Below are 18808 nucleotides of genomic sequence, written 5' to 3'. Positions count from 1 at the left end.
GCCGCGGCACGGCGCACCTGTGTGGCGGTTCTGGCGGTTTCGTCCGCTTTTGCCAGCCACGGGTGCCAAAGAACAATGCCTGACGATGGCCTAACGATGAACCGGTAATCATGGAATTCACGACCGTACTGTTCTACATCTTCGCGCTGCTCCTGGTGGTTTCAGGGCTGAAGGTGATCACCTCGCGCAACCCGGTGTCGTCCGCACTGTTTCTCGTGCTGGCGTTCTTCAACGCAGCGGCGATCTGGATGCTGCTGGAGGCCGAGTTCCTCGCGATCCTGCTGGTGCTGGTCTACGTCGGCGCGGTGATGGTGCTGTTCCTGTTCGTCGTGATGATGCTGGACGTCAATCTCGACGTGCTGCGCAAGGACTTCAAACGCTTCGTGCCGATGGCCTCGGCGGTGGGCGCGATCATCGTGATCGAAACCGCGCTGATCCTGTGGCACGGCTACGGCGCGACCACCACGGCGCTGCACGACACGGCCGCGGCCGCCGCTGGCATGGGCGACTGGTCGAACACGCGCCTGATCGGCAAGGTCATCTATACCGACTACATCTTCGCGTTCGAAATTGCCGGCCTGATCCTGCTAGTTGCCATCATCGCGGCGATCGCGCTGACCACGAGCCACAAGAAGGACAGCAAGCGTCAGAACGTCAGCGCACAGGTCAAGGTGCGCGTGCAGGACCGCGTGCGCGTTGTGAAGATGCCGTCAGAGAAAACCGCGGCGACCCTCGCTGCGGAACAAGCGGCTGCCGCGGCAGCAGCAGCAGCAGCCGACTCGGCGCCGGCCAAGAACAGCTGAGCGGACAGGAGATAGAAATCATGTTGACCCTTGCCCATTACCTTGTCCTCGGCGCGATCCTGTTTGCGATCAGCATCGTCGGCATTTTCCTGAACCGCCGCAACGTCATCATCATCCTGATGGCGATCGAACTGATGCTGCTCGCGGTGAACACCAATTTCATCGCGTTCTCGCACTACCTGGGCGACGTGCATGGCCAGATTTTCGTCTTCTTCGTGCTGACGGTTGCGGCAGCCGAAGCGGCGATCGGTCTCGCAATTCTGGTGACCCTGTTCCGTAGTCTCGACACGATCAATGTCGAGGATCTCGATCAGCTCAAAGGTTAATTTCAGGAAAAGCGGTTATGTCCACGATACTCAATGAAAACCTGCTGTTGGCAATTCCGCTGGCACCGCTCGCTGGTTCCCTGATTGCGGGGCTGTTCGGCAAGGCGATAGGGCGGGCGGGTGCGCATTCGGTCACGATCCTCGGCGTCGCGATTTCGTTCATCCTGTCGGTCATGGTCTTTTTCCGGGTGATGGACGGCGCGAGCTTCAACGCGACCATTTATCAATGGATGTCAATCGGCAAGACCCAGCTCGAAGTCGGTTTCCTGGTCGACTCGCTGACCGCGATGATGATCTGCGTGGTGAACTTCGTGTCGCTGATGGTGCATATCTACACGATCGGCTACATGGCCGACGACGACGGCTACCAGCGCTTCTTCTCGTACATCTCGCTGTTCACGTTCTCGATGCTGATGCTCGTGATGAGCAACAACTTCCTGCAGCTGTTCTTCGGCTGGGAAGCGGTGGGTCTCATGTCGTACCTGCTGATCGGCTTCTACTTCAAGCGTGAGAGTGCGATCTACGCGAACATGAAGGCGTTCATCGTGAATCGCGTCGGCGACTTCGGTTTCCTGCTCGGCATCGGTTTGCTGTTCGCGTTCGCCGGCTCGATGAACTACGGCGAAGTCTTCGCGAAGCGTACCGAACTCGCGGCGCTGAACTTCCCGGGTACCGACTGGGGCCTGCTGACGGTGGCTTGCATCTGCCTGTTCATCGGCGCGATGGGTAAGTCGGCTCAGTTCCCGCTGCACGTGTGGCTGCCGGACTCGATGGAAGGCCCGACGCCGATCTCCGCGCTGATTCACGCGGCGACCATGGTGACGGCGGGTATCTTCATGGTCACGCGCATGTCGCCGCTCTTCGAACTGTCGGATACGGCGCTGTCGTTCGTCATGGTTATCGGTGCGATTACCGCGCTGTTCATGGGTTTCCTCGGGATCGTCCAGAACGACATCAAGCGTGTGATCGCTTATTCCACGCTGTCGCAGCTCGGTTACATGACGGTCGCGCTCGGCGCGTCGGCATATTCGGTCGCCGTGTTTCACCTGATGACGCACGCGTTCTTCAAGGCGCTGCTGTTCCTCGGCGCGGGTTCGGTGATCATCGGCATGCATCACGATCAGGACATGCGCAACATGGGCGGCCTGCGCAAGTACATGCCGATTACGTGGATCACGTCGCTGATCGGTTCGCTCGCGCTGATCGGCACGCCGTTCTTTTCGGGCTTCTACTCGAAAGACTCGATCATCGACGCGGTGAAACTGTCGCATCTGCCGGGCTCGGGTTTCGCATACTTCGCGGTGGTCGCAAGCGTGTTCGTGACCGCGTTGTATTCGTTCCGTATGTATTTCATGGTGTTCCACGGTGAGGAGCGCTTCCGCAATCCGAAGCACCCGGAATCGCCGATGGGCGCGGAGGCCGAGTCGCATGGGCATGACGCGCACGGCCACGACGACCATGGTCATGGTCACGACGACCACGCTCACGAGCCGCACGAAACGCCGTGGGTCGTGTGGGTGCCGCTCGTGCTGCTGGCGATTCCGTCGATCGTGATCGGCGCGATCGGCGTCGGTCCGATGCTGTTCGGCGACTTCTTCCAGCACGGCGTCGCGTTCGACAAGGTGATCTACATCGGCGAGAACCATCCGGCGCTGCATGAGATGACCGAAGAATTCCACGGCTGGGCGTCGATGGGTCTGCACTCGGTGTCGGGCCTGCCTGTTTGGCTCGCGCTCGCAGGCGTGGTGGTCGCATGGTTCCTGTATCTGGTCCGTCCGGATCTGCCCGCTGTCGTCAAGCGCGCATTCGGCCCGATCTACACGTTGCTCGATAACAAGTACTACATGGACAAGATCAACGAAGTCGTGTTTGCGCGAGGCGCGGTGGCCATTGGCCGGGGTCTGTGGAAGGAAGGCGACGTGGTCGTGATCGACGGCATCGTCAACGGCAGCGCACGCTTTATCGGCTGGTTCGCGAGCGTGATCCGCTTCCTCCAATCCGGCTACATCTACCACTACGCGTTCGCCATGATCATCGGCATGCTGGGGCTCCTGACCCTGTTCGTAACGCTCGGCGGCAAATAAAGGCGAGGGACACCCATGCACGCTTATCCGATTCTGAGCATCGCGATCTGGTTGCCGATCTTCTTCGGTCTGCTGGTCCTCGCGATCGGCAACGACGAGAACCCCGCCCCCGCGCGCTGGATTTCGCTGATCGGCTCGGTTCTGAGCTTCCTCGTCACGCTGCCACTGATCACCAGCTTCGATTCGAGCACCGCCGAGTTGCAGTTCGTCGAGCAGGCGAACTGGATCGAGCGCTTCCACATCACGTATCACCTCGGCGTGGACGGCATTTCGATGTGGTTCGTTGCGTTGACCGCGTTGATCACGGTGATCGTCGTGATCGCGGCGTGGGAAGTGATCACGAAGAACGTCGGCCAGTACCTCGCGGCCTTCCTGATCCTGTCGGGCATCATGGTCGGCGTGTTCAGCGCGGCCGACGGCCTGTTGTTCTACGTGTTCTTCGAAGCGACACTGATCCCGATGTACATCATCATCGGCGTGTGGGGCGGGGCGAACCGCGTGTACGCGGCATTCAAGTTCTTCCTGTACACGCTGGCGGGCTCGCTGCTGATGCTGGTTGCGCTGATCTATCTGTACAACCAGACCGGCTCGTTCGACATCGCCACGTGGCAGCACGCGCAGATAGCGATGACGCCGCAGGTGCTACTGTTTATCGCGTTTTTCCTGGCCTTCGCGGTGAAGGTGCCGATGTGGCCGGTGCACACGTGGTTGCCGGACGCGCACGTGGAAGCGCCGACCGGCGGCTCGGTCGTGCTGGCCGCGATCATGCTGAAGCTCGGTGCGTACGGTTTCCTGCGCTTCTCGCTGCCGATCACGCCTGATGCGAGCCATTTCCTCGCACCGGTCGTCATCACGCTGTCGCTGATCGCGGTGATCTACATCGGTCTCGTCGCGATGGTGCAGGCCGACATGAAGAAACTGGTCGCGTATTCGTCGATCGCGCACATGGGCTTTGTCACGCTCGGCTTCTTTATCTTCAATCAGCTCGGCGCGGAAGGCGCGATCGTGCAGATGATCTCGCACGGTTTCGTGTCGGGCGCGATGTTCCTGTGCATCGGCGTACTGTACGACCGCATGCACTCGCGTCAGATCGCCGATTACGGCGGCGTCGTCAACGTGATGCCGAAGTTCGCGGCGTTCGTCATGCTGTTCGCGATGGCGAATTGCGGCTTGCCGGGCACTTCCGGTTTCGTCGGCGAATTCATGGTGATTCTGGCTTCCGTCCAGTACAACTTCTGGATCGCGAGTGGCGCGGCAGTCACGCTGATTCTCGGCGCGGCCTACACGCTGTGGATGTACAAGCGTGTGTACTTCGGCGCGGTCGCGAACGACCATGTGAAGAACCTGCTCGACATCGACCGTCGCGAATTTTTCATGCTGGCTGTGCTCGCCGCACTGACGCTGTTCATGGGCCTGTACCCGAAGCCCTTTACCGATGTGATGCACGTATCCGTGGAAAACCTCCTCTCCCACGTTGCCCAATCGAAGCTGCCGTTGCCTCAGTAACGACGAGCGGAGGAATTTAAGACCATGCAAAACGCCCCTATGACTGCTCTGTTGCCCGACGCACTGGTGATGTTCGCCATTGTCATCGCGTGGCTCAACGACACGTTCGTCGGCCAGGAGGGTCGCCGTACCACGTATTTCATCGCGTTTTTCTCGACGCTCGTCGCCGGGATCTGGTTCGCGATCAATGCGTTCGACCCGCAAGTGCATTACTTCTTCGATCACATGTACGTGGTCGATCCGTTCGCCAATGTGATGAAGGCAGTGGTGTCGCTCGGCTATGCGGTGACGATCGTTTATTCGCGTCGCTACCTCGAAGACCGTAGCCTGTTCCGCGGCGACTTCTTCCTGCTCGGCATGTTCTCGCTGCTCGGCCAGATCGTGATGATCTCGGGCAATAACTTCCTGACGCTGTATCTCGGTCTGGAACTGATGTCGCTATCGCTGTACGCGGTGATCGCGCTGCGTCGCGAAGTGGCGTCGTCGAACGAAGCGGCGATGAAGTACTACGTGCTCGGCGCGCTGGCTTCCGGCTTCCTGCTATACGGTGTTTCGATGCTGTATGGCGCGACCGGCTCGCTCGACCTGAACGAAGTGTTCAAGGCGATCAGCACGAGCCACTACGATCCGACCGTGCTGCTGTTCGGCGTCATCTTCATCGTGGCGGGCGTGGCGTTCAAGATGGGTGCGGTGCCGTTCCATATGTGGGTGCCTGACGTGTACCAGGGCGCACCGACGGCGATGACGCTCATCGTCGGCGGCGGCCCGAAGGTCGCGGCGTTCGCGTGGGGTCTGCGTTTCCTCGTGATGGGCCTGCTGCCGCTGGCGGTCGAATGGCAGCAGATGCTGGTGATTCTGGCGGCGCTGTCGCTGATCGTCGGCAACATCACCGGGATCGTGCAGCGCAACGTCAAGCGGATGCTCGCGTATTCGGCGATCTCGAACATGGGCTTCGTGCTGCTCGGCCTGCTCGCCGGCGTGGTCGACCAGAAGACCACGGGCGCCGCGAACGCGTACGGCTCGGCGATGTTCTACAGCATCGTCTACCTGATCACGACGCTCGGCACCTTCGGCGTCATCATGCTGCTCGCGCGCCGCGACTTCGAAGCGGACACGCTGGAGGACTTCAAGGGCCTCAATCAGCGCAGCGCGGTATTCGCGTTCGTGATGATGATCATGATGTTCTCGCTCGCGGGTATTCCGCCGGCAGTCGGCTTCTATGCGAAGCTCGCCGTGCTGCAAGCGACGATGAACGCCGGCCTGACCTGGCTCACTGTGCTCGCCGTGATCACGTCGCTGTTCGGCGCGTTCTACTACCTGCGTATCGTCAAGCTGATGTACTTCGACGAGCCGCAAGACAAGTCGCCGATCGTGGCGGACACGAGCACGCGCGCGTTGCTCGCGTTGAACGGCGTCGCCGTGCTGGTGCTCGGTATCGTGCCGGATCCGCTGTTGCGCGCCTGCTTGCAGGCGATCCAGCACACGCTGCTGCTCTGATGTCCGCTGCGGGCTGGTTTATCGTGCTGTTGGCGCTGGTCGGCGCCAACCTGCCGTTCCTGAATCAGCGCCTCTTCGCCGCGGTGCCGTTGAAAGCGGCGAAGAAAAGCGCCTGGCTCCGGATTGCCGAATTGATCGTGCTGTATTTCGTGGTCGGCGCGCTGGGCTTTTTGCTCGAAGCGCGCGCGGGAAATCGCTTCGAGCAGGGCTGGCAGTTCTACGCGATCACGTTCGCGCTGTTCGTCGTGTTCGCTTTCCCCGGCTTTACCTTCCAATATCTCGTCAAACGCCGCTGACGGCGTCCCGCCGTCGCGCGCGCCTGACTGTTCTGAGGTCCGCACATGGCTGAGCTTCCCAATCACGACGCCGCGCTAACCGAGACTTGTATCGACAGCAAGACGGTCCATCAAGGTCCGTTCATGACGGTCAAGTACGATACGGTCCGACTGCCCGACGGCAAACAGGCAACGCGCGAATACGTTCAGCATCCGGGCGCCGTCATGGTGATCCCCTTGTTCGACGACGCTCGCGTGCTGCTCGAAAGTCAGTATCGCTATCCGATGGGCAAGGTGATGGTCGAATATCCGGCCGGCAAGCTCGACCCGAACGAGGGCGCGCTGGCCTGCGCGGTCCGGGAACTGCGCGAGGAAACCGGCTATACCGCGCGCGAGTACGTGTACCTGACTCGGATTCACCCGATCATTTCTTACTCGACCGAATTCATTGATATCTATCTCGCGCGGGGCTTGACCGCGGGTGAGCGCAACCTCGATGAAGGCGAGTTTCTCGAACTTTTCACCGCGACCGTGGAGCAGGTATCCGAGTGGGTGCGCACGGGCAAGATCACCGATGTGAAGACGATCATCGGTACCTTCTGGCTCGAGAAAGTGCTGTCGGGTACGTGGCCGACCGAGGCGCCCGAAACGGTATAAGTTCGCGTCTGCCCGGTAGCTGATCCGCGTTGCAGGTGAACGGAGCCCCTGTTGGTCGATGACCGGCAGGGGCTTTTCATTGGCTTCGCGGTTTCTTTCTGGCTCGAAAAATAAGCCGTCTCCTATGCCATCTGGCTAGCTCGTCGTGGCGCCGGCGGCCGGCTAATATGAACCTCTCGATCACCGAATTCGTCGTCGATTCTGTTTTGGATGACTGAGGTTAAAGATCGCAGTGATCTCATTTCTGCTCCAGCACAGGTTGTCAATTGACAACCTGTGCTGGAGCGACTAAATTGGAGGTCTCGATGGTTCGAGCAAGGCACATGAAGAAAGAGGTCGAGGCCGCATTGGCATACGCGGAGCAGCACGGCTGGCGCGTTCAGGACGGCGGAAGAGGTCATGCGTGGGGAAAAATCCATTGCCCGTACAGAGACGCCGAATGTCGTTGCGGGGAGTTCTGTATATCGAGCGTCTGGAGCACGCCGAAGAATGCCGGCAAGCACGCCAGGCACTTGCGGCGCATCGTCGGCAACTGCACGGCACGGCGCTAGTGGGTTCGTAGGTATCACGCAGGTATCAAGCAGGTATCAAGCAGGTATCAAGCAGGAATCGCAACAACCTGGGCTCAACGAAGACAGGAGTAACGTATGGAATATGTGTTCACGTTGAAATACCGCCTCGCCGCGGAAGAATGCGATGCAGACGCAATCGTCGAGCGGTTGGGCGAAGCGGGGTGCGACGACGCCACGATTGGCGTCGGGCAACCCGGCCGCCTCGGGCTGCTTTTCACCCGTGAAGGCGCGAGCGCGCTCGCGGCTGTCACCAGCGCGCTCAAGGACGTGAAAGGTGCGGTGCCGTCCGCGCGGCTGGTCGAGGCGGGACCTGACTTCGTAGGGCTGACCGACGTGGCCGAGGTGGCCGGCGTGTCGCGGCAAAACATGCGCAAGCTGATGCTGAACAACGCAATCGACTTCCCGTCACCGGTCCACGAAGGCAGTGCGTCGGTCTGGCATCTGGCGGACGTGCTCGAATGGCTGACCGCGCGCGGCGGGTACGAGATTGAGGTCGGTGTGGCGGATGTCGCAAAACTCGCGAAGCAGATCAATCTGACGAAGGAGGCCCGTCAGATTGAACCGCGTGTGAGCCGTCAACTGAGCAATCTCGTGGCGTAGCAGTGCGCCGCAAGCGGGCCGTAGAGCGGAGCAGATGTGGCACCGCTTACTAGCCGGGCCGCCTTCGGCAGCACCTGCCGTAAAGCGTTAAAATCGCCCACCCGCGTCATATTCCCTTGCGGCCGCTGGCGGTTGCGCGTCGGCTCTAAAGCTTTGCGAACGATCGTTCACAAATTTCCATTTTGCGCTAAACTGGCACGCAAGCCCTGATTCCACATGAAGGTCCTCGATTTACAGTGTCCGCATGGCCATCGGTTTGAAGGCTGGTTCGCTTCGACCGATGACTTCGAGTCGCAGCAGTCCCGCAAGCTCGTCGAATGTCCGATCTGCGGCGCGAACGAGGTGAGCCGTTTGCCTTCGGCACCGCGTCTGAATCTGTCGGGCGCGACCGACTCCAAGGCGCCGGCGGGCGTGGAGCAAATGCAGGCGCACCTGATGCGCGCGCTGCGCGAGGTACTGGAGAAGACGGAGAACGTGGGCGACCGCTTCGCCGAGGAAGCACGACGCATTCACTACAACGAAGCGCCTGTGCGCAGTATTCGCGGTGTCACGACACCGGAGGATGCGCGTGCCTTGGTCGAGGAAGGCATCGAAGTGATGCCGCTGCCGGTCCCAGCTGCGCTGAAGGAACCACTGCAATAGCGCGGTGGCTCCAGGCGGCCGGGCGGTGGCGGCCAGGAGACACTACGCATGAATCTGGACTATTCCCCCGCTGAAGACGCGTTCCGCGCCGACATCCGCGCCTGGCTCGAAGCAAATCTGCCTCGCGAGCTGAGCGACAAGGTTCTCAATCACAAACGGCTTTCCCGCGAAGACTTCGCAAGCTGGCACAGGCTGCTCGGCACGCGAGGCTGGTCGGCAGTCGCGTGGCCGCGCGAATACGGCGGCCCCGGCTGGGACGCGACGCAACGACATATCTGGGAAGAAGAGTGCGCGCGTATCGGCGCACCTTCCGTGCTGCCTTTCGGTGTGTCGATGGTTGCGCCGGTGCTGATGAAGTACGGTAACGAGGCGCAGAAGCGCCACTATCTGCCGCGTATCCTCGACGGCACGGACTGGTGGTGTCAGGGCTACTCGGAACCGGGATCGGGCTCCGACCTTGCGTCGCTGCGCACCCGCGCGGAGCGCGTCGGTGATCATTACGTGGTCAACGGCCAGAAGACCTGGACCACGCTCGGCCAGCACGCCGACATGATGTTCTGCCTCGTGCGCACCGACAGCGGCGCCAAAAAGCAGGAGGGCATCTCGTTCCTGCTGATCGATATGAAAACCCCGGGCATCACGGTGCGGCCCATCATCACGCTCGACGAAGATCACGAAGTCAACGAGGTGTTCTTCGAGGACGTCAAAGTGCCGGACGACAATCTCGTCGGCGAAGAAAATCGCGGCTGGACGTATGCGAAATATCTGCTCGGCCACGAGCGTACCGGCATTGCGCGAGTCGGAGCGTCGAAGCGTGAGCTGGCGTTTCTGAAGCGTGTCGCGCTGCATCAGAAAAAGAACGGCAAGCCGCTGCTGCACGATCCGGTGTTTGCGGCGAAGGTAGCGAGTCTCGAAATCGAGTTGATGGCGCTGGAAGTCACCGTGCAACGGGTGGTAGCCAACGAGGCGGGCGGTCGCGGCCCGGGCCCGGAAGCGTCGATGCTGAAGATCAAGGGCACGGAAGTGCAACAGGGGCTCACCGAGCTGATGTTCGAAGCAATCGGCCCGCTGGCCGCGCCGTTCGACGTGCCGTTCCTCGAAGGCGAACGCGAGCACAGTCTTGCCGGCGACGACGATGCCGCGCCGCTTGCCGCGTACTACTTCAACTTCCGCAAGACGTCGATTTACGGCGGCTCGAACGAAATTCAAAAGAACATCATCGCGCAGATGATTCTCGGACTTTGAGGGGGGCGCATGGACTTCACTTTCAACGACGAACAACAGCAATTTGCCGATGCGCTGCGCCGCTATCTCGACAGGAGCTACGGCTTCGAAGCGCGCCAGCAGATCGTGCGCTCGGAGGCGGGCGTATCGGCTGTGCACTGGGCCGCATTCACCGAACTGGGGCTGACCGCGTTGCCGGTGCCCGAAACGCAGGGCGGCTTCAACGGTGGTCCGATCGACATGCTCGTGGTCATGCAGGAGCTCGGCCGCGCGCTCGTCGTCGAGCCGTTTTGGGCGACCGCGGTCGGCATCGAAGCGCTGCGCCTTGCCGGCACCGGCGACGGCGAAGATGCCGCGCTGCTCGAACGGGCCGCCCAGGGCGAAGCCAGGCTGGCCGTGGCGTTTCACGAGCCGCATGCGCGCTACGATCTGTTCGACGTCGCGACGACCGCGAGCGGGCAGGGTGCGCAGCACGCGCTGAGCGGCACCAAATCGGTCGTGCTGCACGGCGCGCAGGCGGACCACTGGATCGTGCCGGCGCGCCTCGATGGCGAGATCGCACTCTTTGTCGTCGCGCGTGACGCGGCCGGCGTCACGCTCACCGAGTACCGCACGATCGACGGTCAACGCGCCGCGACGCTCGAATTCAATGGCACGCCCGCGCGCCGGCTCGCCGGCGAACACGGGGGGGCGGCAACCCTCGAGCAGATCGCCGACTACGGCACGCTGCTGCTGTGCGCGGAAGCGCTCGGCGCGCTCGACGCGCTCAATCACGCCACCGTCGAGTACACCAAAACGCGCCAGCAGTTCGGCCAGCCGATCGCGCGTTTCCAGGCGTTGCAGCATCGCATGGTCGAGATGCTGATCCACGCGGAGCAGGCGCGCTCGATCACGTATCTGGCTGCGATGCGCTACGCGAGTGAAGACGCGAACGAGCGCCGTCGAGCGATCTCCGCGGCAAAAGTTCGGGTCGGCCAGGCCGCGCGTTTCGTTGGTCAACAGGCGGTGCAGTTGCACGGCGGCATGGGTGTCACGAACGAAGTGGCGGCCGCGCACCTGTTCAAGCGCCTCGCGATCATCGAGACCACGCTTGGCGACGTCGATCATCATCTCGCGCGGTTTGCCACGCTGCCCGGATTTGCGGTCGCCGAAGACTGATCGGGCCGTTCCACCGGACAAAGGAGGTGCACGATGAAAATCAGTTTCGAAGACATGGAAGTGGGCTCGAGCCGCGAAATCGGCAAGCACATGTTCACGCGCGAGGAGATTGTCGAGTTCGCGCAGAAGTTCGATCCGCAACCGTTTCATCTCGACGAAGCCGCCGCGGCCGAATCGCCATTCCGCGGCCTCGTCGCGAGTGGTTGGCACACCTGCTCGGTAATGATGGGCATGCTCGTGCGCAAGGTACTGGCGGATTCGACATCGATGGGTTCGCCCGGGATCGACGAGATCCGCTGGCTCAAGCCGGTACGAGTCGGCGACACGATCACGATGATGAACGTCATCGTCGACAAGCGCGTGTCGCAGAGCAAGCCGGATCGCGGCATCGTGTCGACACGCTGGGAGGGCATCAATCAGCACGGCGAAACGGTGATCACCGTGCGCTCGAACGGCATGTTCGGCCTGCGCAATCCGGGAGCGGCGGCATGACGGCGAGCGCGGCGACGCTAGTCGCTTTCGACAATGCGGGTGCTTTGCGCGCGCTCATCGGCGCCGAGCCGCTCGTCAGCGAATGGCTGAGCGTCGATCAGGAGAGGGTCAACCGTTTCGCCGAGGCAACCGGCGATCATCAGTGGATTCACATCGATCCCGAGCGGGCCAAACGCGAATCGCCGTTTGGCGGCCCGGTCGCGCATGGGTTTTTGACGCTGTCGCTGATTCCGGCTTTGCTCGGCAAAACGGTGAAGATCGAGCAGCGCATGGGAGTCAACTATGGCTTGAACCGCGTGCGTTTCATGTCGCCGGTACTCGTGGGGTCGTCGCTGCGCGGGAAGTTCGCCGTCGAGTCGGTGACCGACGTCGACAACAGCGGCGTGCAACTCGCGTGGAACGTGATGCTGGAGCGTCAGGGCAGCAAACGACCGGTGTGCGTCGCGGAGTTCATCACGCGGCATTATTTCTAGCGTTTTCCCTTCGCAGACGAAATGAAAAAGCGCGAGCCGGCAGGCATGCCGCTCGCGCTTTCTGTTTGTATCGAGCCGCGTCAGCGAGACGGCCGAAACTAGTGTTTCGCGTACTGCGTCGCGCCAAACAGGATCTCTTTCGCCTTGTCGTCCATCAGCGGCGCGCGCGCCGACGCCAGCACGTCGACGCCGCGCACCACCGCCGGCCGCGCAGCGATCTCTTCATGCCAGCGCTTCACGTTCGGCAACGTATCGAGCTCGATGCCCTGATTTTTCCACGAACGGGTCCACGGAAACGCGGCGATGTCCGCGATCGTATAGTCGTTGCCGGCCAGGTAACGCGTCTTGCCGAGTTGCGTGTCCATCACGCCGTACAGACGTCGCGCCTCATTGGTGTAGCGATTGACCGCGTATTCGATCTGCTCGGGTGCATACACGCGGAAGTGATGCGTTTGCCCCAGCATCGGACCGAGGCCGCCCATCTGGAACATCAGCCATTGCAGTGCCGCGTAGCGCGCGGCCGGATCGCTCGGTAGAAACTTGCCGGTTTTCTCGGCCAGATAAATCAGGATCGCGCCCGATTCGAATAGCGCGAAAGGCCGGCCGTCGGCGCCTTTCGGACCTTCGGAATCGACGATCGCGGGAATCTTGTTGTTGGGACTGATGGCGAGAAATTCCGGCTTGAACTGGTCGCCGGCACCGATGTTCACGGCATGCACGTTGTAGGGTAGGCCCGTTTCCTCGAGCATGATATGAATCTTGTGGCCGTTCGGGGTCGCCCAGCTATAGACGTCGATCATCCTGGCTCCTTTGTTCGTCGAAGCGGCGCCGCAAAGAGGGCGCCGCCGTTGCCGAAAATTAGAGCATAGATCGCGCGACGCTGCTTGCCGCGGGCTCAGTCCCCACGCTCACACCGAGCCGAAGCACTCAAACGCGTGTGACCGGCATCTCAACGCGAGCCGCCGCGCCCGCATCCATATGACGCGCAAGTTCGAGCTTGGCGATCGCGTTGCGATGCACTTCGTCGGGGCCGTCGGCGAAACGCAGCGTGCGCGCCGACGCATAGGCATACGCGAGCGGAAAATCGTCGCTGACGCCGCCGCCGCCATGAGCCTGAATTGCCCAGTCGATCACCTGACACGCCATGTTCGGCGCGACCACCTTGATCATCGCGATCTCGCCGCGCGCGCCCTTGTTGCCGACGGTATCCATCATGTACGCGGTCTTCAGCGTGAGCAGACGCGCCTGCTCGATCATGCAGCGCGCCTCGGCGAGACGCTCCTGCGTGACCCCTTGCGACGCCACCGGCTTGCCGAACGCGACACGTTGCAGCGAGCGCTTCGCCATCAATTCGAGCGCGCGTTCGGCGAGACCGATCAGGCGCATGCAGTGGTGGATGCGTCCCGGGCCGAGACGGCCTTGCGCGATCTCGAAGCCGCGGCCTTCGCCGAGCAGCATGCTGGTAGCGGGCACGCGCACGTTGTCGAGTGTGATCTCCATGTGGCCGTGCGGCGCGTCGTCGTAACCGAACACCGTGAGCGGGCGATGCACGGTGATGCCGGTGGCGTCGGCGGGCACGAGGATCATCGACTGCTGCTGATGGCGCGGCGCGTCGGGATCGGTCTTGCCCATCACGATATAGACCTTGCAGCGCGGATCGCCCGCGCCCGACGACCACCACTTGTGACCGTTGATCACGTAATGGTCGCCATCGCGCACGATGCTGGTCTGGATGTTCGTCGCATCCGACGACGCGACCTCCGGCTCCGTCATCAGAAACGCCGAACGGATCTGTCCTTGCAGCAGCGGTTCGAGCCACTCGCGCTTGTTCTCTTCGCTGCCGTAGCGCTCGATCGTCTCCATGTTGCCGGTGTCCGGCGCGTTGCAGTTGAACACTTCCGGCGCCCACGGCACGCGGCCCATGATCTCGCACAGCGGCGCATATTCGAGATTCGTCAGGCCCGCGCCGCGCTCCGATTGCGGTAGGAACAGATTCCATAGACCGGCGTCGCGCGCCTTCTGCTTGAGTTGCTCGACCAGTTCGGTCGGCACCCACGCGTTGCCGTTCTGGCGGTTGCGCGCGATCTCCGCATAGAACGCCTGTTCGTTCGGGTAAATGTGCTCGTCGAAAAAGGCGAGCAGCTTTTCGCGCAACGCCTGGACCTTCGGGGTGTAATCGAAATTCATCTTGGACCTCGCGGGTAACGGACTGCGAATGATGGGGAGCAGGGCGCGCCCTTGTGTCTAGAGAACCTTCTGCGCATAGCGCCAGGCGAGTTCGGCCATCGGCTTCGCGCGCCGGCCGGCGTCGAGCGCCTGCGCGTTCGATGCGGTACCGTCGACGACGCGCTTCATGATCCCTTGCAGGATCGCTGCGATGCGGAACATGTTGTAGGCCAGATAGAAATTCCAGTCGCCACGAATCTCGAAACCGGTGCGTTGGCAATAGCGCTCGACGTACCGCGCTTCATCGGGAATGCCGAGCGCGGCCCAATCGAGTCCCGCGATGCCGCGGAACTGCGTGGGGTCGACATGCCACGCCATGCAGTGGTAAGCAAAGTCGGCGAGCGGATCGCCGAGCGTCGACAGTTCCCAGTCGAGCACCGCGAGCACGCGCGGCTCGTTGCGATCGAAAATCAGATTGTCGAGCCGGTAGTCGCCATGCACGACCGACACGCGCTCGTTCGTTTCGGCCGGCATATGCTGCGGCAGCCATTCGATCAGCCGGTGCATCGCGTCGATCGGCTCGGTCTCGGACGCCAGATACTGCTTGCTCCAGCGGCCGATCTGGCGCGCGAAGTAATTGCCTGGCTTACCGTAGTCGGCGAGGCCGGCGGTGGCGGCGTCGACACTGTGCAACGCCGCGATCACGCGATTCATTTCGTCGTAGATCGCCGCACGCTCGGTGGGCGTCATGCCGGGCAGCGATTGATCCCACAGCACGCGACCTTCCACGAACTCCATCACGTAGAACGCGCGACCGATCACGCTTTCGTCCTCGCACAGCGCGAGCATGCGTGCGACCGGCACGTCGGTGTCGGCGAGCGCGTGCATCACGCGGTATTCGCGTTCGATCGCATGCGCGGACGGCAGCAGCTTCGCCGCGGGTCCGGGCTTCGCGCGCATCACGTACGCGCGCGACGGCGTGATCAGCTTGAACGTGGGATTGGATTGTCCGCCCGCGAATTGCTCGAGCGTGAGCGGCCCCTCGAATCCGCCGACATGTCCGGCCAGCCACGCGGCGAGCGCGTCGTTGTCGAAGCGTTGCCGCTCGTTGACCGGGCGGGTGCCCTCGAAAGCCGAGTAGTCCTGTCTGCGTGCGGGTTCGCCGGTCTGCGTGGCTTGCGCCATGTGTCTCCTCCAGTTCGGTGTCAGCTACGCTGGTATCGGATGAACTGTGCGTAGAGCATTTCCATCGTGGTGTTGCGAACGTCGCGATGCAACGGCGACGGCGGTGAATAGTTGAGCATGCGCAGCACCCAGTCGCGCGGCGCGGCGCCGACGTCGAGCGCATTGATGCAGCCGGTCGCCTGCGCCAGATGACCGAAGAACGTGCGGCCGCCGGCCGTCAGCGCGTGCGACAGGATCGCGCGATTGACGCCGCCGTGCAGCACCAGCAACGCGGTGTCCCACGACGTGTCTTCGCGCAGCGCCGTGACGGCCGGCAGAACGCGATCGAACAGATCGCCGATCGTTTCGCCGTCGAGAAAGCGCATGCTCTCCGGCACGATGCCGTCGAACACGCCGAGAAACGCGGCCTCGATATCGCTCGGCGGAATGCCGCCGAGCCGTCCGCCGCGAATTTCTCGCCACGCGGGCTCGATTTCGGGCTCGATCTGCTGACCCGTTTCGGCAAGCACGCACCGCGCGGTTTCTATCGTGCGCGGCAAGCCGCTGACGATCACGCGGTCAAAGCGCACCTGCTGTTCGGCGAACACGCGGCCCGCCGCGCTCGCCTGCTCGCGGCCGTTCGCGTTCAGCGGCACGGTTTCAGGATCGATCGCGCGGCCGGAGTCGTCGAAGTAGGTGACGTCGCCGTGACGCATCAGGAAGATGCGGCGCCGTTTCGGCAGTTGGTAGTCGGGCATGTCGGGCGGCTCTCTTGTGGCTTATTTGAAGATCGGCGCTCGTTTTTCGAGGAACGCGGTGATGCCTTCGAGACCGTCGCGATGATGCAGCGACGCGACGAAGTTATCTCGCTCGGCGACCAGATGATCCGCGAGCGGCTGCGTACCGGCCGCGGCGATCAGCCCCTTGACGCGCGCGACCGAATTGGGCGAAATCGCGCCGAGCTCGTCGGCCCAGGCGAGCGCGTTATCGAGCGCGGTGCCGGCTTTGGTGAGCCGGTTGACGACGCCGAGTTCGTGCAGACGCGCGGCGCCGATCGGCTTGGCTTCGATCAGTACCTCGGTGGCCAGCTGGCGCGGCAGCGCCTCGGCGAGAAACCACGAGCCGCCGCCGTCGGGCGTCAGACCGACGCGCGCGTAGGACATCGCGAATTTGGCGTTGTCCGCGGCGACGATCAGATCGCAGGCGAGCGCGAGCGAAAATCCGGCGCCTGCCGCCGCGCCTTCCACCGCGGCAATGACCGGCTTCGACGATAGCCGCAGTGCCGAAATCCATTGAGCGAGCATGTCGATGCTATCGGCTTGCACGGAGGGATCTTTGGCGCGATTTTCGAGCAGGCGGTTCAGGTTGCCGCCCGCGCAAAAGAAGTTATCGGCGCCGGTGATCACGACGGCGCGAATCGACGGATCGCGCTCGACGGTATCGAATGCCTCGATGCCCGCGGCGTACATGTCCGGATGCAGCGCGTTGCGCGCACCGGGGTTCGACAGCGTGAGGACCAGCGTGGATTCGCTGCTGGCCGGGCGTGAAGCGAGCAGGGCGGCGCTCATGATTGGGTCTCCGTTGGGATGTCGGCGGCGTCGCGCTGCGTAAGCGCGAGGCCGAGTTGCGCGCGTCTTGCGAGCCATGGCGACGGACGGTAGCGCGGCTCGCCGAGCACGCTGTGCATGTTGCGCAGGATCGTGAGAATGGTGGTGGCGCCGAGCGCGTCGCCGAGCGCGAGCGGTCCGCGCGGATAGCCGAGGCCGAGCATGACGGCGAGGTCGATGTCCTCCGGCGTCGCGATCTGCTTCTGCGCGATGTCGCAGCCGATGTTGACGATCGTCGCGACCACCCGCTGCGCGACGAAGCCGGTCGAATCGCGGATCACGGTGACCGGGATGCCGTCGGCGGCGAACAGCGCATGCGCGCTATCGCGCGCGGCGCGTGTCGTGGCCGGTGTGGTCATCAGCGTGCGGCGTTGCGCGCTGAGGAGCGGGAACAGTGCGTCGACGGCGACGACGCGGCTCGCGTCGAGCGCTTCGTCGACCGCGGCCGTGGTCGCGTCGTGGCCAAACGGCGTGACGACGATCAGCGAACCGGCGGCGGGCGTCGCGCCTTCGTCGAGCTTTACGCCCGCTTTGCCGACCAGTTGCACGACGGCCTCGTACGCGTCGCGGTAGCGTTGGCTGACCCACACGCTTTGCGGCAGCGTGGTCGGCGCGGGCGCTTCGGCGGCAACCTGCTGCTTGCCGTCCACGTAGCGATAGAAACCTTCGCCACTCTTGCGGCCGAGCAGTCCGCCCGATAGCCGCGTGCCCGTGATCGGCGACGGCGTGTAACGCGGTTCTTCGTAGAACTGGTGATAGATCGACTCCATCACCGGATGCGACACGTCGAGCGCGGTCAGGTCCAGCAGCTCGAACGGCCCGAGGCGAAAGCCGGCCTGCTCGCGCATGATGCGGTCGATGTCCGCAAAGCTCGCGACGCCTTCGCCCGCCACGCGCAAGCCCTCGGTATTCATGCCGCGGCCCGCGTGATTGACGATGAAACCCGGCATGTCCTTCGCGCGCACCGGCGTGTGGCCCATGCGGCGGGCGAGATCCATCAGCGCGTCGCCGGCTTCGGGGTCGCTGCGCAGGCCGTCGATCACTTCGACGACCTTCATCAGTGGCACCGGATTGAAGAAGTGATAGCCGACCACGCGCGACGGATCGGTGCAGCCCGCGGCAATCGCGGTGATCGACAGCGACGACGTATTCGACGCGAGGATGCAGCGGCCGCTGACCACGGTTTCGAGCTCGCGAAACAGCGCCTGCTTCACCTCGAGCTTTTCGACGATCGCCTCGATGACGAGATCGCAGCCGACCAGTTCGCTGATCGCCTGCACGCCGCTCACCTTGGCGAGCGCGGCGAGCGAGCGCGACTGCTCCAGCTTGCCTTTGGCCGTCAATTTGGCGAAAGTCTCCGCGAGATAGTCGCGCGCGGCGCCGACGGCGGCCGCGCGGGTGTCGTAGAGCCGCACGCGCAGGCCCGTGAGCGCCGCGATTTGCGCGATACCGCGGCCCATCGCGCCGGTGCCGACGATGCCGATGGTCGCGATGCTGAAATTGCGAGAGTTCATTGTGATGCCCGACTCCATGGTTATTTTAGAATAGCACGATCGTGCATT

At 62.9% G+C, this 18808-nt stretch carries 20 protein-coding genes; 14 read left to right on the top strand and 6 right to left on the bottom strand.

Translation table 11 applies throughout. The annotated features are described in order from the left end of the window. Nucleotides 1-110: 110 nt before the first annotated feature. From OKW38_RS13340 to OKW38_RS13275, 14 genes are all read left to right on the top strand, one after another. Nucleotides 111-803 (top strand): NADH-quinone oxidoreductase subunit J, encoded by a 693-nt coding sequence (locus tag OKW38_RS13340; protein WP_090803774.1) that lies wholly within the window; start codon nucleotides 111-113, stop codon nucleotides 801-803. 20 nt (nucleotides 804-823) lie between these two features. After that, the gene (gene nuoK / locus OKW38_RS13335; RefSeq protein WP_187610965.1) at nucleotides 824-1129 is read left to right on the top strand and encodes an NADH-quinone oxidoreductase subunit NuoK; all 306 of its coding nucleotides are present in this window, start codon (nucleotides 824-826) and stop codon (nucleotides 1127-1129) included. Nucleotides 1130-1146: 17 nt separating this feature from the next. After that, complete coding sequence (gene nuoL / locus OKW38_RS13330; protein WP_429361836.1) at nucleotides 1147-3213, top strand: NADH-quinone oxidoreductase subunit L; 2067 nt, start codon at nucleotides 1147-1149, stop codon at nucleotides 3211-3213. Between the two features lie 15 nt (nucleotides 3214-3228). Beyond that, the gene (locus tag OKW38_RS13325; RefSeq protein WP_090803779.1) at nucleotides 3229-4719 is read left to right on the top strand and encodes an NADH-quinone oxidoreductase subunit M; all 1491 of its coding nucleotides are present in this window, start codon (nucleotides 3229-3231) and stop codon (nucleotides 4717-4719) included. A 24-nt stretch (nucleotides 4720-4743) separates the two neighbouring features. Next, nucleotides 4744-6216 carry an NADH-quinone oxidoreductase subunit NuoN gene (gene nuoN / locus OKW38_RS13320; RefSeq protein WP_035470481.1) on the top strand — a complete coding sequence of 491 codons (1473 nt, stop codon included), beginning with the start codon at nucleotides 4744-4746 and terminating at the stop codon, nucleotides 6214-6216. Further along, complete coding sequence (locus OKW38_RS13315) at nucleotides 6216-6512, top strand: DUF2818 family protein (RefSeq protein ID WP_018420024.1); 297 nt, start codon at nucleotides 6216-6218, stop codon at nucleotides 6510-6512. The genes nuoN and OKW38_RS13315 overlap by 1 nt, the downstream gene beginning before the upstream one ends. A gap of 45 nt (nucleotides 6513-6557) precedes the next feature. Next, nucleotides 6558-7148, top strand: coding sequence for an NUDIX domain-containing protein (locus tag OKW38_RS13310; protein ID WP_090803782.1), 591 nt, complete (start codon nucleotides 6558-6560; stop codon nucleotides 7146-7148). A 305-nt stretch (nucleotides 7149-7453) separates the two neighbouring features. After that, entirely contained in the window at nucleotides 7454-7699 is a 246-nt protein-coding gene (locus tag OKW38_RS13305) for a hypothetical protein (protein WP_429361834.1), read from the top strand. A 96-nt stretch (nucleotides 7700-7795) separates the two neighbouring features. After that, nucleotides 7796-8320, top strand: coding sequence for a helix-turn-helix transcriptional regulator (locus OKW38_RS13300; RefSeq protein ID WP_429336039.1), 525 nt, complete (start codon nucleotides 7796-7798; stop codon nucleotides 8318-8320). 216 nt (nucleotides 8321-8536) lie between these two features. After that, a complete protein-coding gene (locus tag OKW38_RS13295) occupies nucleotides 8537-8962 on the top strand; it encodes a DUF1178 family protein (RefSeq protein WP_184072125.1) in 426 nt (141 codons plus the stop codon). Between the two features lie 48 nt (nucleotides 8963-9010). After that, nucleotides 9011-10207, top strand: a complete 1197-nt coding sequence (locus OKW38_RS13290; RefSeq protein WP_429361833.1) for an acyl-CoA dehydrogenase family protein — start codon at nucleotides 9011-9013, stop codon at nucleotides 10205-10207. Between the two features lie 9 nt (nucleotides 10208-10216). Continuing rightward, nucleotides 10217-11344, top strand: coding sequence for an acyl-CoA dehydrogenase family protein (locus tag OKW38_RS13285; protein ID WP_429361832.1), 1128 nt, complete (start codon nucleotides 10217-10219; stop codon nucleotides 11342-11344). A gap of 33 nt (nucleotides 11345-11377) precedes the next feature. Next, nucleotides 11378-11836 carry a MaoC family dehydratase gene (locus OKW38_RS13280; protein WP_090803790.1) on the top strand — a complete coding sequence of 153 codons (459 nt, stop codon included), beginning with the start codon at nucleotides 11378-11380 and terminating at the stop codon, nucleotides 11834-11836. Continuing rightward, nucleotides 11833-12309, top strand: a complete 477-nt coding sequence (locus tag OKW38_RS13275; protein ID WP_429361830.1) for a MaoC family dehydratase — start codon at nucleotides 11833-11835, stop codon at nucleotides 12307-12309. Before OKW38_RS13280 ends, OKW38_RS13275 begins: the two co-directional genes overlap by 4 nt. A gap of 98 nt (nucleotides 12310-12407) precedes the next feature. Here OKW38_RS13275 and OKW38_RS13270 read toward each other — a convergent pair whose 3' ends face one another. The 6 genes from OKW38_RS13270 to OKW38_RS13245 form a co-directional block, all read right to left on the bottom strand. Further along, nucleotides 12408-13109 carry a glutathione binding-like protein gene (locus tag OKW38_RS13270; protein WP_018420032.1) on the bottom strand — a complete coding sequence of 234 codons (702 nt, stop codon included), beginning with the start codon at nucleotides 13107-13109 and terminating at the stop codon, nucleotides 12408-12410. Nucleotides 13110-13236: 127 nt separating this feature from the next. Further along, nucleotides 13237-14496, bottom strand: coding sequence for an acyl-CoA dehydrogenase family protein (locus OKW38_RS13265; protein WP_429361829.1), 1260 nt, complete (start codon nucleotides 14494-14496; stop codon nucleotides 13237-13239). Between the two features lie 57 nt (nucleotides 14497-14553). Further along, nucleotides 14554-15660 (bottom strand): phosphotransferase, encoded by a 1107-nt coding sequence (locus tag OKW38_RS13260; protein WP_429361827.1) that lies wholly within the window; start codon nucleotides 15658-15660, stop codon nucleotides 14554-14556. A 20-nt stretch (nucleotides 15661-15680) separates the two neighbouring features. Further along, entirely contained in the window at nucleotides 15681-16397 is a 717-nt protein-coding gene (locus tag OKW38_RS13255; protein WP_429336044.1) for a histidine phosphatase family protein, read from the bottom strand. Between the two features lie 21 nt (nucleotides 16398-16418). After that, nucleotides 16419-17207, bottom strand: coding sequence for an oxepin-CoA hydrolase, alternative type (locus OKW38_RS13250; protein WP_429336045.1), 789 nt, complete (start codon nucleotides 17205-17207; stop codon nucleotides 16419-16421). Continuing rightward, a complete protein-coding gene (locus tag OKW38_RS13245; RefSeq protein WP_429361825.1) occupies nucleotides 17204-18760 on the bottom strand; it encodes a 3-hydroxyacyl-CoA dehydrogenase in 1557 nt (518 codons plus the stop codon). Before OKW38_RS13245 ends, OKW38_RS13250 begins: the two co-directional genes overlap by 4 nt. Nucleotides 18761-18808 lie beyond the last annotated feature (48 nt).

It is taken from the genome of Paraburkholderia sp. MM5496-R1 (assembly GCF_050436205.1).
GTDB lineage: Bacteria > Pseudomonadota > Gammaproteobacteria > Burkholderiales > Burkholderiaceae > Paraburkholderia > Paraburkholderia tuberum.
The sequence above is the reverse complement of the archived record's forward strand: the minus strand, read 5'-3'. Positions and strand labels throughout refer to the sequence as shown.

Coding starts and splice junctions, on each gene's coding strand:
- OKW38_RS13340 (WP_090803774.1), top strand. CDS start 111: ATGGAATTCACGACCGTACTGTTCTACATCTTCGCGCTGCTCCTGGTG.
- nuoK (WP_187610965.1), top strand. CDS start 824: ATGTTGACCCTTGCCCATTACCTTGTCCTCGGCGCGATCCTGTTTGCG.
- nuoL (WP_429361836.1), top strand. CDS start 1,147: ATGTCCACGATACTCAATGAAAACCTGCTGTTGGCAATTCCGCTGGCA.
- OKW38_RS13325 (WP_090803779.1), top strand. CDS start 3,229: ATGCACGCTTATCCGATTCTGAGCATCGCGATCTGGTTGCCGATCTTC.
- nuoN (WP_035470481.1), top strand. CDS start 4,744: ATGCAAAACGCCCCTATGACTGCTCTGTTGCCCGACGCACTGGTGATG.
- OKW38_RS13315 (WP_018420024.1), top strand. CDS start 6,216: ATGTCCGCTGCGGGCTGGTTTATCGTGCTGTTGGCGCTGGTCGGCGCC.
- OKW38_RS13310 (WP_090803782.1), top strand. CDS start 6,558: ATGGCTGAGCTTCCCAATCACGACGCCGCGCTAACCGAGACTTGTATC.
- OKW38_RS13305 (WP_429361834.1), top strand. CDS start 7,454: ATGGTTCGAGCAAGGCACATGAAGAAAGAGGTCGAGGCCGCATTGGCA.
- OKW38_RS13300 (WP_429336039.1), top strand. CDS start 7,796: ATGGAATATGTGTTCACGTTGAAATACCGCCTCGCCGCGGAAGAATGC.
- OKW38_RS13295 (WP_184072125.1), top strand. CDS start 8,537: ATGAAGGTCCTCGATTTACAGTGTCCGCATGGCCATCGGTTTGAAGGC.
- OKW38_RS13290 (WP_429361833.1), top strand. CDS start 9,011: ATGAATCTGGACTATTCCCCCGCTGAAGACGCGTTCCGCGCCGACATC.
- OKW38_RS13285 (WP_429361832.1), top strand. CDS start 10,217: ATGGACTTCACTTTCAACGACGAACAACAGCAATTTGCCGATGCGCTG.
- OKW38_RS13280 (WP_090803790.1), top strand. CDS start 11,378: ATGAAAATCAGTTTCGAAGACATGGAAGTGGGCTCGAGCCGCGAAATC.
- OKW38_RS13275 (WP_429361830.1), top strand. CDS start 11,833: ATGACGGCGAGCGCGGCGACGCTAGTCGCTTTCGACAATGCGGGTGCT.
- OKW38_RS13270 (WP_018420032.1), bottom strand. CDS start 13,109: ATGATCGACGTCTATAGCTGGGCGACCCCGAACGGCCACAAGATTCAT.
- OKW38_RS13265 (WP_429361829.1), bottom strand. CDS start 14,496: ATGAATTTCGATTACACCCCGAAGGTCCAGGCGTTGCGCGAAAAGCTG.
- OKW38_RS13260 (WP_429361827.1), bottom strand. CDS start 15,660: ATGGCGCAAGCCACGCAGACCGGCGAACCCGCACGCAGACAGGACTAC.
- OKW38_RS13255 (WP_429336044.1), bottom strand. CDS start 16,397: ATGCCCGACTACCAACTGCCGAAACGGCGCCGCATCTTCCTGATGCGT.
- OKW38_RS13250 (WP_429336045.1), bottom strand. CDS start 17,207: ATGAGCGCCGCCCTGCTCGCTTCACGCCCGGCCAGCAGCGAATCCACG.
- OKW38_RS13245 (WP_429361825.1), bottom strand. CDS start 18,760: ATGAACTCTCGCAATTTCAGCATCGCGACCATCGGCATCGTCGGCACC.